The organism is Paenibacillus sp. FSL R7-0163 (assembly GCF_037969975.1).
GTDB lineage: Bacteria > Bacillota > Bacilli > Paenibacillales > Paenibacillaceae > Paenibacillus_AQ > Paenibacillus_AQ odorifer.
This window is the reverse complement of record NZ_CP150224.1, coordinates 5359612-5373579: the sequence shown is the minus strand read 5'-3', so window position 1 is coordinate 5373579 and position 13968 is coordinate 5359612. Positions and strand designations below refer to the sequence as shown.

At 42.8% G+C, this 13968-nt stretch carries 9 protein-coding genes; 8 read left to right on the top strand and 1 reads right to left on the bottom strand.

The annotated features are described in order from the left end of the window. Positions 1-327 precede the first annotated feature (327 nt). On the top strand, positions 328-1347 hold the full coding sequence (locus NST45_RS23585) for a glycoside hydrolase family 88 protein (protein ID WP_076098712.1): 1020 nt from the start codon (positions 328-330) through the stop codon (positions 1345-1347). A gap of 12 nt (positions 1348-1359) precedes the next feature. Continuing rightward, positions 1360-3522 carry a 1,3-beta-galactosyl-N-acetylhexosamine phosphorylase gene (gene gnpA / locus NST45_RS23580; RefSeq protein WP_076098711.1) on the top strand — a complete coding sequence of 721 codons (2163 nt, stop codon included), beginning with the start codon at positions 1360-1362 and terminating at the stop codon, positions 3520-3522. Between the two features lie 83 nt (positions 3523-3605). Here gnpA and NST45_RS23575 read toward each other — a convergent pair whose 3' ends face one another. Beyond that, entirely contained in the window at positions 3606-5129 is a 1524-nt protein-coding gene (locus tag NST45_RS23575; protein ID WP_076214977.1) for a flavocytochrome c, read from the bottom strand. 484 nt (positions 5130-5613) lie between these two features. Here NST45_RS23575 and NST45_RS23570 point away from each other — a divergent pair, with 484 nt between their 5' ends. The 6 genes from NST45_RS23570 (at position 5614) to NST45_RS23545 (ending at position 13941) form a co-directional block, all read left to right on the top strand. Then, on the top strand, positions 5614-6501 hold the full coding sequence (locus NST45_RS23570) for a hypothetical protein (RefSeq protein ID WP_256717802.1): 888 nt from the start codon (positions 5614-5616) through the stop codon (positions 6499-6501). A gap of 99 nt (positions 6502-6600) precedes the next feature. Then, positions 6601-7422 carry an aminoglycoside phosphotransferase family protein gene (locus NST45_RS23565; protein WP_326047286.1) on the top strand — a complete coding sequence of 274 codons (822 nt, stop codon included), beginning with the start codon at positions 6601-6603 and terminating at the stop codon, positions 7420-7422. 293 nt (positions 7423-7715) lie between these two features. Next, a complete protein-coding gene (locus tag NST45_RS23560) occupies positions 7716-9272 on the top strand; it encodes a glycosyltransferase family 39 protein (RefSeq protein WP_326047284.1) in 1557 nt (518 codons plus the stop codon). 31 nt (positions 9273-9303) lie between these two features. Beyond that, on the top strand, positions 9304-9552 hold the full coding sequence (locus NST45_RS23555) for a hypothetical protein (RefSeq protein WP_076098709.1): 249 nt from the start codon (positions 9304-9306) through the stop codon (positions 9550-9552). 96 nt (positions 9553-9648) lie between these two features. After that, positions 9649-10401, top strand: coding sequence for a peroxide stress protein YaaA (gene yaaA, locus NST45_RS23550; protein ID WP_036684841.1), 753 nt, complete (start codon positions 9649-9651; stop codon positions 10399-10401). A gap of 174 nt (positions 10402-10575) precedes the next feature. Further along, positions 10576-13941 (top strand): HEAT repeat domain-containing protein, encoded by a 3366-nt coding sequence (locus NST45_RS23545; protein WP_339823989.1) that lies wholly within the window; start codon positions 10576-10578, stop codon positions 13939-13941. Positions 13942-13968: the final 27 nt, after the last annotated feature.

The following is a 13968-nucleotide window of genomic DNA, read 5'->3' as shown; positions in this document are numbered from 1 at the left end:
TTGGGAAAAAAGTGGCGGAGGAGAAGTTTGGAACTGTAGGAGCGTTAGCGTCCGCCTTTGTCAGCAGATTTCCACCGCGAAGAGCGGTATAAAATCAAGAAATTCTTACGACAACAGCGGCCGGAAGTCCAAACATTCTCTGTAGTCACGGCCAATCCCGAAATATAAGAACTACTAGTTAATGGTTGAAATTGCACAGTTTAGTTATGAATATGCTTAGAATCAGACCATTTTACTACTTACAATAGAGTTAGTAAAGCGTTTACAATATGGGCGGACAGCTCTCAAGCGCCTTTGGGGGCGTGTGCGAAAGAGAGGAGAAACAAGATGCTTCAATTAACTTATGACAGAGAAGAGATTTTAAGGGTCACCGACAAAGTGGTCAGAAAAACAATGGCGATGGATTTAACATGGGACTGGCCTTGTGGTGTGGCTTATTATGGGGTAACCAGAGCTTATGAAACTACAGGAAATAAAGAGTATTTGGATATGCTTGTCCAGTGGGCAGATGAATATATCGAGCTGGGTCTGCCGGATTGGACAGTTAACACCTGTGCTATGGGCCATATGCTGATCACCTTGTATGAAGAAACAGGTAACCAGAAGTATTGGGATATTGTGATGAGCAAAGTGGATTATCTGCAGAACAATGCGCTTAGATTCGGAGATCATGTGTTGCAGCATACCGTCTCTATTTCTAATGATTTTCCAGAACAGGCATGGGCGGATACCTTGTTTATGGCGGCATTTTTTCTGCTTCGTGTAGGAAGCAAATTAAAGGATCAGGAAATGATCCAAGATGCCTTGAATCAATATTATTGGCATATCAAATACCTGCAAGATCCTAGCAGCGGGTTTTGGTACCACGGCTACAATAATGTGAAGCAGGATCACATGTCTGGACTATTCTGGGGCAGAGCGAATGCTTGGGGCGCATACACTATGTCGCAAGTTAAAAAGCTTTTGAAAGAATGGTATTTGTATCCGCAGTGTATGGACGTGGAGTGTTCGCTGCGCGATCAGCTGGCCGCACTCAAGCTGGTGCAAACGGAGAACGGCCTGTGGCGGACAGTACTAGATGATGAGGAGTCTTATGAAGAAGTATCCGCGTCTTGCGGCATTGCGGCTGCTATGATCAATAACGGCAATCCGCTGCATACCAAATATGTGCAAAAGGCCCTGAAAGGCATTTTGAACAATATCAGTGAAGATGGACGGGTACTGGGTGTCTCTGGCGGAACAGCGGTTATGAAGGATCGAAAAGGATACCGCAATATTCCAAAAGACTGGATTCAAGGCTGGGGTCAAGGCTTAGCATTAGCTTTTCTATCCGATATGCTTAAATAGGAGGGATCCAAGTTGTCCAAAAAAACAACGGGGGCCTTTACACTGCCGGGAGAATCCGGTTATGAGGCATTGACCCTGGAATTAGCTGAACGTTGGGGTGCCGATGTCATTCGTGACAGTGACGGCACACAGTTGTCCGATGAGATTATCAACGCAGGATACGGCATTTATTCTACAATCTGCATCATCAGAGATCATAACGAATGGGCGTCCCAGAATTCAGACAAGCTGCAGCAGAGCTTTTTAATAACAAATCCTAAGGTAGCGGTACAAGATTATTTATCCATCTATCTGATGGAGGATTTTTTTGCTGAACAATTCCGAGTGAATGATTCCAAAGAGGCGTTTAAGTACTGGCAGGTTTTTGACCGAACGACGGGCGAAGAGGTTCCAAGAGAACTGTGGAATTATGAGCGGGAATCGGGAAATGTAGTCATTACTGGAATTGCACCTTGGCATAAATACACAGTCAGCTTCATGGTCTATCGGATTTGGGAAGAGATCTCCATGTACAATCACACCACGAATCACTGGGAAAAAGAGCATCTGATGCAGATCGATCCCATCTATGTAGAAACGCAAAAATATTTACTCCATTGGATAGAAGATTGGTGTCATAAGCACAAGGAAACAACAGTGGTTCGATTTACCTCCCTCTTTTATAATTTCGCCTGGATCTGGGGCAGTGATGAGCGCAATCGCCATTTGTTCTCGGACTGGGGTTCATATGATTTTACGGTAAGCTCAAGAGCGCTTGATCTGTTTGCCAAGAAATATGGGTATTCGCTCACGGCCGAGGATTTTGTGAATGGTGGGAAATATCGGGTCAGTCATATCCCGGCGCAGCAGCGGAAGCTGGACTATATGGCATTTATCAATGATTTTGTCATCGAATTTGGTAAGCAATTAATTGATATTGTGCATAAGCACGATAAGCTGGCGTATGTCTTCTATGATGACAGTTGGGTTGGCATGGAGCCTTACAATGACCGTTTTGAGGAGTTTGGTTTTGACGGGATGATTAAATGTGTGTTCTCAGGGTATGAGGCAAGGCTTTGTTCTGGTGTAAAAGTAGATACCCATGAGATTCGGCTGCATCCCTATTTATTTCCGGTTGGATTGGGAGGGCTCCCTACGTTTATGGAGGGAGGTAACCCTACGCTCGATGCCAAAAAGTATTGGATTAATATCCGGCGCGCCTTGCTCAGAGAGCCTATAGATCGGATTGGACTGGGCGGATATTTGCATCTTGTAGAGCCTTATCCGGATTTTTGTGATTATATCGAAAAGATCGCGGGTGAATTCAGAGAAATTAAAGAGCTGCATCATAAAGGCAAACCGTATCAGATTAAGACGAAGGTAGCCATTTTGCACGCTTGGGGCAAATTGAGATCGTGGACCTTGTCCGGGCATTTCCATGAAACGTATATGCATGATTTGATTCATATCAATGAGGCTTTGTCCGGATTGCCGATTGAAGTCCAGTTCATTGATTTTGAAGATATCCGTCAGGGAGTATTACAAGAGTGTGATGTAGTGATTAATGCCGGTTCGGCAGGTTCAGCATGGAGTGGCGGAGAATACTGGAGTGATCATAAGTGCGTGGACTTATTGACCGCGTGGGTTTATGAGGGCGGTACTTTTATAGGTGTCAATCAGCCTTCGGCGCTTGAAGGTTATGACAGCTTTTTCAGAATGGCCCATGTGCTTGGTCTGGATGAGGATACAGGCTCCAAGGTAGCTCATGGAAGATGGACATTTGAGGCTAGAGATGAGCAAGATTTAGTGCCTGAAGGAGCCAGCATAACACCTAAAAATAACATTTATCTTACGGATGGCTCGGCAGCGGTATTGTGTGAAAAGAGTGGGATGATAACATTGTCTGCCCATGCCTTTGGTAAAGGAAAGGGGATCTACCTGCCTTCTTTCACCTTAAGCTTTGAAAATACAAGATTGCTGTTAAATGTGATTCGTTATGCCGGGAATGAGTTAAAGGACACAAAGTATATTACGGATAATTTATATACAGAGTGTGCGTATTATCCAGAAAGTAAAATACTCGTCGTGATTAACAATAGCGACCAGCTTCAAAAAACTACGATTGATACAGAATATGGACAACAAACGTTAGAATTAGATCCGTTTGATACTATTATCCGAACTATTGGCGATTAATTACATTAAAAAAGCTCAAGCCAGCGGCTAACTTGCCGATGCTTGAGCTTTTTGCTGTGAGGCTTATAGTATCTATTATCTACTTATTTTGCTTTTATGAATTCAGCAGATTTGATCCCAGCTTGACGGCCGAAAATAATGATTTCTGCAACAGAGTTGCCGCCAATCCGGTTTTGTCCGTGTAAGCCGCCTGTAACTTCACCTGCCGCAAACAGACCAGGAATAGCTTCACCATCTTTATTCAGAACTTCTGTGTTCGTATTGATCTTCACACCACCCATGGTGTAGTGAATCCCAGGAGCAATTTTAATAGCGTAGAAAGGACCAGTGGACAGGTCATTGTCCATTCCTGTAGTTCTGCCAAATTCGGCATCCTTTTTATTCTTAACGGCGCTGTTCCAAGTATCAAGCGTTGTTGCCAGCTTATCCTCTGGAACACCGATTTCTTTGGCCAAAGCTTCGATGGAATCCGCCTGAATCACGAAGCCCATTTTGTCATATTGTTCAATAGCCTTCACACGGGATTTAACACCGGAATCAAAGACCAGCGTAGCTGCTTTTTCAGGCAGTGTATTGATGGAAGCCGTTACTTTATCACGGGTATCCAATTCGTTGGTGAAGCGTGTGCCTTCACTGGAAACAAGGATAGCGCCTTCCCCACGAACAGCTTCGCCGATGAGGTAGGATTTTTCTTGCTGCACAGTCGGGTGAACTTGGATTTGATCCATATCGACGGTTGTGCCGCCGAGTTTCTCAATCATCTTGATGCCGTCTCCGGTACTGCCGATTTGGTTAGTAGTAACGTAGCCTTCCAAGTCAGGTCTTACTTCGGAGATCAAATCCATATTGGCACCGAACCCGCCAGTGGTTACAACGACAGCATCTGCCGTAATTGTTTTTTCCTCTGTTTGGTTAAAGAGGACTTTAACGCCATTAACCTTGCCGTCTTTTTCGGTAATTTCTTTGACATCAGCATTCACGAAAAGTGGAATTTCTTTCTCTTGTACGTTTTTCACTAAACCTTTGACAAGGTATTGACCCACAGCAGAGCCATCTTTAGGACGGTGTGTACGTTTTTCGTTCATGCCGCCTGTAATGGTGATATTGTTCAAGCGGATTCCGATGGAATCCAGCCAATCGATCGCACTCGCGGAATTATCAACGAAGAAACGAAGCATTTCTTTGTCGTTAGTGTCATGGCCACCTTTTAATGACTCTTCATAAAATAAATCATTGCTGTCTTCAATGTTTTGTTCTTTTTGGAATTTTGTTTCAGAAGCGTTCATTCCTGAAGAGGATTTGGTTGTGTTCCCGCCGGCAACCGGCATTTTTTCCAAAATAACAGGGTTCATGCCTTTCTCTTTGGCCTCAAGCGCCGCGGACATTCCCGCACCACCCGCACCGACAATGATGATATCATATTTATCTTTTAATTGATCGAATGGTGTGTAGCTTGCTTCAGATGCCCCGGAGACGGCTTCAACTTCTTTTTTCTCGTTGTTATTACTCTTGCTCTCGTTCACCTTGTCGTTTCCATTACCGCAACCTGCGGTAACGAGCATGACAGAGAGGACGAGACTCAGAGCACCAGCTGCTTTCTTTTTCATTGTTAACCCTCCACTTTTATATTTCTCTATTAAGATGTACCAAAAGAACCAGACAAAAAAGAAAGGAAGTATCAGAGGGAGTTGGAAGTGGAGAAGCGCGCGCGTCGCTGTTATTCTCCTAACTTCAAATCTTCTACGGTTACGTCCACAGTTTCCATCGTTATTCTCTTTAGTTCATCTTCTTATTAAGTATACCATCAATCACGGCTATTAGTGAAAGTTTTCACAAATTATACAAGTCGTCTATTCTAACATAGGGTAACGAAATATTGAGCAGATTAGGCGAAAAATGGATCATAGACCTTGCAATTAGAAGGTTTTGACGTAAGATTTTCTCACTGTAGAAGTGGTAACTGTCACGGATTAGTAAAGCGGTTTTTGTTCTTCTGGATTTTTAAATGGTAAAATGAGAGTATTGCCTACTAGTCAATCCGGAAAGACTAACATGAGACATAGAAACAAATTCTAATTAATAGGTGAGAATATGGAATTTAATAATGTAATAAAAGAAAAAGTAAAAGAAGATAACTATAAAGTGTTTGCTTTACTAAGCCGCTATTTGAATAATACCCCCGACTTTATTAACAAAGAAGAAATTGAAGAAATCGTAAACTGTGGTGTATCTTATGAATACGCTTTTGGTTTAATGCTGGCTGCTGCTTTTGGGTTGGATACGGTTGATAATGTTGATGATAAGGAATTGTTCAACCAATATTTTAGCAATATGCTTCATAAGCTTGATGCAAATGAATATTATGACAATCCATATTATAAAAATATCAAGATTCCTACTATAAAGATTAATAATAGTGAATTAAAATATGAAAAATATAAACCTTTTGAAGGTTTTGTTTGCAATGATATCATCCGGACAGAAGAGGGAAGACAAATTCCTCAGGTTGGTTTTTTTCAAACTGAATTCATGTTCCCGGCCGTATTAGAGAATGATAGAATCTGGATGACGATCACGCCCAATGAAATAGAAACAATGAAAGAAGCTGTAGATAAAGCGTTTGGGAATGTTCTTACGTTTGGGCTTGGGCTTGGCTATTATGCTTATATGGTTTCTGAAAAAGATAATGTTGAAAGCATAACGGTTGTTGAAAAAAATCAAGATGTCATTGATCTATTTAATAAATATGTACTGCCCCAATTCAGTAATGCTCACAAGATCAGGCTTATCCAAGCAGATGCTTTCAAATATGCAGAACAACATATGTCTAAGGAAAAATATGATTTTGTATTTACGGATTTATGGCATGATGTTTCTGATGGAATGGACATGTATTTAAAAATGAAAAAGTTTGAAAAGAAAAGCCCGGATACTGTATTTATGTACTGGATAGAACAATCTATTTTATGTTATTTGTAGTTTTGGGTTGCGTAAATCTGTTGTAGCTGACTCCGAAAGGAAGAACCATTTTTGAAAACTCCTATATCTCTCATAAATTGGCTAGAGCACAACGAAATCATGAACGACTTATTAAATCAGGAAGATAGCTTAACTGCGCATACAATGGATCAAGGATTTGAAGCTGAGGTCATGAGGATTAATTCTGATCAAGAGAGCTATGTACTGAAAACATGGAATAAGGAATCCAGACCGGATGTCCAGTTTCAATATCGTTTATTGGATGTTCTATCCGAACGAGGAGTAGCCGTCTCTAAACCAGTGGGCTGGGGAATCAATCCGGAGGGACATAGGGTGTTGTTAACAAGTTTTGACGGAACCCCTATTCATAAAATGAATACTCGGAAAATGAAGGAACTCGCAAGCCTATTAGCAAAAATACATAAAATTCGCGTTGAAGAGATTGGAAATATACAACTGCCAAAATACGATTTCATCGGCTACTTTTTCCCTGAAGCCAAAGAACAATCTGATATTTATAATGTGTTGACTATTCTTGTTGAGCAAACTCCAATGAAGCAAGACTGTATCATTCATGGGGATTTTCATATCGGAAATATAGTGGAGGATAAAGAGCGATATACCATAATCGATTGGACGAACGGCCAGTTGGGAGACTCTAGATATGATTTTGCCTGGTCACTTATTCTGCTGAAAATATATATCTCCGTGCGTTATGCTGATGTGTTCCGATCTGCTTATCTATTGGAAAATGATATAGATCAGGAAGAACTTGAAATCTTTGAAGCCTGGGCATGTCTACGGTGGATTTTGCTGAATAGAAGAGGTAGCACACCGAAAGGGCCTAATACAACGAAGAGAGTGAAAAGTTTAATCGCTGATAATCGGTTTTTAAAAAAGATGGATAGTAAATTCTTCTGATGTACGCAAGGATGGATGGATTTTCTGGGAGATTGGGTATATAATGTAACCCGATTCCCAAGGCAATAGCCGCTTTTAAGGGCGGTAGGCTTCAGCAAATAGGACACGACAGATAGACCGCATACCTTTGTGAGTGGGCGGTCTATTTGCGTACCTCTCTTTCTAAATCTCTTCCTTGCGAATTCCCAAACATCCGATTTTCATTGGATTTTCAGTTTGGGTGTTTATAATGCTTTTTATGAATCGGGGCAGCGGATTGTAAAGGGCTTTCGATTGCGTAAAGGAGGTTTTCCATGATAAGAGGAATTCAAAAAACATTGTATCTCATACTTGCATTCTTTATCGGTCTTTTTATCGCATCCTCCTTTTTTATTAGGGCGAAATATAATTATTTCGTATATGGGGACACGCCAATTTTGGAGAGACAACAGCTGGGTCTTTTTATTCTAGTGATCGCAGTGGTGCTGGCATTAAGCGTTATTTTGTATAAAATGTGCCTGAAGCTTAATAAGTACAGTTGGAAAATAGTCATTCCAGCCACACTGCTATTTTCTTTTGCAATCCAGATGGTGATTATCTTTCTGTTTTCACGCTTGCCGACGGATGATTCGCAGACAGTGCTTTCATTGGCACTCGACATGCTGTACAGGAATGATTATTCGTCGTTTGACACGAACGGCTATCTGCATATGTTTCCGTTTAATTTTTCGATCGTTTTATATTTAAAGACGTTGTTGTTGATCTTTCCGGATAATTATCTGGTAATCAAAATATTTAATATTCTGTTTACACTCTTAACCTCGTTAATGATTTACATGCTGTATAAAGAGCTCAATTATAAGTCCAAGGATAAGGATTATGGCATCCTCGTGTTTGCCGCAACCTATATCCCTTCATTGTTTATGAGTAATTTTATCTATAACGATGTGATCGCTACCGCTTTCCTGACAAGTGCTTTATATTTTGCCATAAGATTTATCAAAAGAAGGTCCATTAAGGATATTCTCTTCGCAGCTCTCTTACTGGCAATAGGCAACTATTTCCGCAGTATCGGTGTTATTTTTCTGATTACCGTGGTGGCGGGTCTTTTATTTAACATACGTTCTATCGGGGTGAAAAAGGTTTTTAGCGCTTTGTTTATCACTGCCATATTGTTTAGTGTTCCCGGCTGGACGCAAAATGCTGTGCTGCGGGCGACGAATGTTGTAGATGAACCGATGAACGAAAATTCTGCACCTGTCTACATGTGGCTGAATATGGGGATCAATCTGGAGACGTTTGGGTTCTGGGACAACCGGGAGAGCTACGCTATCTATCAGCAGGATGCAAATTATAATAAGGCAGAAAGTACGGAGTTATTTAAAGAAGAAATCCGTAATAAACTCTCCGAGGCGGGCCTAAGTGACTTAGTGAAGATGTATTATAAAAAAATCGTTTGGACCTGGACGGAAGGAACCTACCAGATGGAACGATATGGGCTCGGAAACGACGGATCATCCAGTAACGGGGGAAGAATGGGCTTTGTCATGGATCGTTATAGCTACACTAATGCTGCTACGGATTTGTTTAAGGCAGACTCCAATTATAGAAGTGGAATGTTGTGGCTGCTGTATGTTCTGAATTTTCTGATGTATGTGTTTATACTCGTTCGCTTAATCGGTGGAATAAGAGCCAAAAGATTTGAAGAGACCTCTTTGATTCTTGTGGTGCTGGGCTTTATCGGATTCTATCTATTATGGGAGATCAAGTCCCGGTATATTTACCCGGTGTATCCGCTGCTGATTGTATTATCCTACATGGGTTTTAAGGATGTATACGATTATATGTTAAAAAGATATTTTCCACGTTAACTATGTTCGCTCGGAAAGAGGGGATTCAAAGATGCGGATCAAGCGATATTTCGCTTTGCTCATAGCAGTGCTAAGTTTTTCCATGGTGCTCGTCTCCTGCGATGCTATTACTGCACAGAAGATAACGAGTACTGACTCCGGGTCAAGAGCGAACGGGGGACAGGGCTTCACCGGCGGGCGGGGAAAAGATGGGGGCGGATCTCCCGGCATGAATGGTGGGACAAGGAGAAACGGCAACCCAGGTACAGATGGCGGTAGCGCACAAAGTGGGCGGCAGTGAACAAATTTCATGAACTTGCCCCAAGCCTACGAAGATTAAGTGTGATAGGATAAGGTTACATTTAAATTCCCCGCGGGGGGAAGAAAAGGGAGCACCATGAGAATCATTATATCGCCTGCCAAGAAGATGAAGATGGATACGGATTTCTTGGATTGCCGCCAGATGCCGCAATTCATAAGCGAGTCGCAGACTCTTCTGGCCTTATTACAAAAGTTGAATTATGAAGAAGCCAAATCGTTATGGAAATGCAATGATGCCATCGCCACGCTGAATGTGGAACGGATTCGGGATATGGATGTAACACGGAATCTTACACCGGCTATCTTTTCTTATGAGGGTATCCAGTACCAGTACATGGCACCCGGGGTACTTCAAATGGAGGAGCTGGAATATCTTCAGCAGCATTTACGGATATTGTCCGGATTCTATGGAATCGTCCGGCCATTTGACGGCGTTGTTCCGTACAGGCTGGAGATGCAGGCTAAGCTTAGCGGACCTGGTTTCAAGTCTATCTACGAGTTCTGGAACAGGAAGCTGGCAGATCAGCTATTTTCGGAGACTGACATCATTCTGAATCTGGCCTCTAAGGAATACAGCAAGTGCATCTCCCCTTATATTGGCGGGAACGTTCGCATGGTTAGTTGTATATTCGGGCAGGAGATCGGTGGTAAGGTAGTGGAGAGAGCGACCCTGGTCAAGATGGCCAGAGGTGAAATGGTACGCTTCATGGCTGAGCGGCAAATCAGCTGTGTGGAGGATATCAAAGGCTTCGACGGATTTGATTTCAGCTTTGCTGATGAGCTGTCGGATGAGAGTACGTATGTGTTTATTCAGAAAAAGAATGACTAGAGCAAGCAGTACATGAAGGTAATTCTGAAGGAGGTTGAATAACCGACTTCAGGGTTACCTTTATTTTTTGGTCAACGAAACCAGATGCTGAATTCTAGTTTTTTTAAAGGGGATAGATTAGGGTATAGAGAATAAAGTTCGGGTGGAATAAGAACAGGTTAACGAGGAGGACTTATGATTTTCAAAAGAGATCCATTGGATAAACAGAGCTTACTTAAAGAATTGGATTCGCTAGGCTATTCCGACAGAATCAAAAAAGTAGCAATCTTAGGCCGTGATCATCTCGGATCTGTCCAGTACTCCCAATTACTAGCCTCTTTGCTGGAGGATGGCGTTTATGAAGCGCGACTTGCCTTAATCGGCGCCATTGCAACACAAGATGCTGCTATTATTCTATCAGCACTGCGGCATCCCAAGGCAAGTATCAGAAATACGGCTGCGGGTCTTTTGGCAAGGGTGGCTTCGGATGCTGATATTGAACGTGAGCTCCCCCATTTATCCCATGATTGCCGCCGCAAGCTGCTGCACAGTATTTCACAGATTAACCGTCAGGAATTAGCGGAACGCTTATTGCCTGTAGTGTATGCCCGGTGGGGAGCAGAGGAAGCCGCGATTATATTGCAGGCCTGTTATTCGGCAACGGTAAGTAAATGGCTTGCTGATATCGGGTATGCCATAAAAGACTGGAAGAAATTATCCAGCCGGCATCTTAACGTAGTAGCAGAATACTTTGCAACAACACTGGAAAGCACACCACTCAGGGAAAAAGGCTATGTCTGGTGGAGATTCTCATCAGCTCTGGAGATCCTATGCAATCTGAAGGCAGACTTGGTGCTGGAGTGTGCGCTGAATCATGGACCGATGGGCATCATACATCCTGCGTTAAAAGAGCAGCTTGGCACGCTTGTACGCCAAAATCCTAATAAGGTGTATCAGCTGTTAACACGAACGGAGTCGCGGAGCGATCTGATTTCTTATGGCGTTCCTGAAGCTGTTCTTAAAAGGAAAAAATATTTATCCATTGATCAATGGATTGAGATAGCGAAACTACTCGCAGATCACCCTATGCACATAGCAAAGCTGCTTCATAATATTGCACCTTCTAACCGCAAAGTCATTTTCGATGCTGTGTATGAAGAAGATAAACGTAATGAACGTATTTTTCCGGAAAGATTACTGTATGTATTACCACATGCCTTGCGTGACAAGGAAGCCACCCGGATGCTTGGCCTTCGTGAAATCAATGATGACCGGGAGAGAACAATCAGATTTACAGCTTGCCGTTCTATTCTTCATTCAAGAGCGGGACTTGAGCAAGCAACACAGGTATCCAGTGCAGACGAACGTGCCACGGCGCTTATGCAGCTGATCAGAAGTACCGTTCTGTCGAGACAGGGCATGAATGAAACTTTGGTGTACCTGGGCCGGATTAAAAATGATCAGGATCCTGTCCGGGGCGCTGTATTTAAAGAGCTATCGGAAAGTCCTGCGTCTGTGTTCACGGATGCCCATGTACAAGAACTTACTTTGCTTGTTGATAGTGTTATAGAGGCCAGAGATACTTCATATGCTACAAAATTTTCCGTTCAACAACTGGCATTTGCTATTCTCCGGCATAACGCATTACTTTCTCACGGTGAGCTGTTTAAGTTTTCTTTAAAGACGATTCAGAAATTGGCCAAGCAGAATGGGCAGCTTTCCCTTCCATCATTGGAGAAGAATTTACCCCGGGGAGTAGAAGAGATTATCTTCGACGAAATTTATACATTAGCTGTACAGGCCAACAAAAGAGAAGACTACAATCTGGTGTTAAGTCTAGCTAGCTCATTCGGTAAAAGAGGTTACGGCATCATAAAACTTCAAAATCTGTTAAAGGAAGCAACGAGGGCAAAGGCAGATTCTACAGCCATACAAGCGGCCAGATACTGGCTTGCGCCTCATACAACGCGTGATGCCAGAGTTAAGGAATTATTAGCTTTAGATAAATCGTATATTACGATCCATGAAGTATTCCAGCATCTGCATCTGAAGCGTCAAGAATGGCTCGATCCTTTTATTTCAGGGGCTGTCATTAAGGGCAAGTTCCTATCAGGCAAAACTATCTATCTTGTGCCGGCCGCGGAGGGATTCCACAGATGGCTGCCACGTCAGCAACAAGCTTTAAGTGCCTTATTAGAAAAAATTGCATACGATGCCAAACGTAATCTTTGGGAGCGTGCAAGAGTTATTAAGATCATGGCAAGCATGCCTGACCTCGGTTCGGATAGGTTACTTGGACTTATGCAGGATAAGGAAGTAACTGTAGTAGAAGCTGCACTTCATGCCTTTTCACTTATGGAAGAACCGGAGAAGGCACTTCCCGTTCTGCTGGAGAATCTGGATGGGGACCGGGCCCGTGTAGCCATGTACTCGATACCCAGATGCATCCGCAGGGTGAATCCGGTGTTACTGGTTACCATGCTGAAAGAGCTGCTGAATCGGGATAAGCTGAAAATCACTGTCAGAAAAGAAGCCGTTCGCTTACTGGGCGCTTATAGGAGCGATGACAGTCTTCCGCTATTGATGAACGAGTTCGAGAAACCCAATGCACACAAGGATGTAATTATAGCCATAGGGCATGCTGCGAAACAGCTTTTAGATGATGAACACGCTTGGGACATGTTAAGTACAATGGCTTCTTCATCAGAAAGTGACATCGCAGGAAGTTTATTATCTCAACAGCCTAATGCTCTTCCGCTAGACTTTAGACCACGTTATCTAGGATTAATCCTTGAAATTGCAAGACACCAGGATGCGTATATTGGCAGATATGCTTTCATTTCTATGATGCGGTGGACAAATGGAAATGAAGGGATAGTTGCAGCTGCCACCGCTCAGTCTATTACGGATTTGGAAGACAGCACCAGATGGGAAACTGCTATGAATACGCTGGTAGAAACCTGTCGCGATGGTAAGATCAATGAGGTAGTAGTTGGTGTATGTCAGAGACTGGTTAGTGCAGCGATAAGTGATGAATGGAACGCTACTGCCAAAAGAGATTTGCCTCATCGGCAACGTCTACTGAAATTAGTCAACCAGCTGATAGCTTTGCCAAAAATCACCCGGATGCACCTTATCCCTTTGTATACGGATCTGATTGACTGTCTGGCATCTGATGAGACCTTACAGCAAGCTGTGATGAAATTGTATATAGCAGCAATAGACTGGAATAACGTGGAGGAATCCGCCAATTATCTGAATCGGATCGTTACCACTATTTCAAATCAGCCCCAGCTATTAAGCGATGTTTATAAGCAGGTCGCGTATAATTTAGAAGAGAGCACGGGATACTGGAGTCCGGAAACTTTATTGGAAATTGTAGATGTTCTAGGGTCTGAGAGCCGTTACGAATCTCAGTATATTGGATTTTCGTTGCTTGAAGTTGCCGGAAGTGCTCTATTGTGGAGTCCAGAGCCTGCAGAGCGTCTGCGGTTGTACAGAAATCACACGAACCTTGCGGTTCGCTCACTTGCGCTAAATATTTGGACGGCGATAGATTAGTTTTTGATATTTTTTGAAAATATAAAA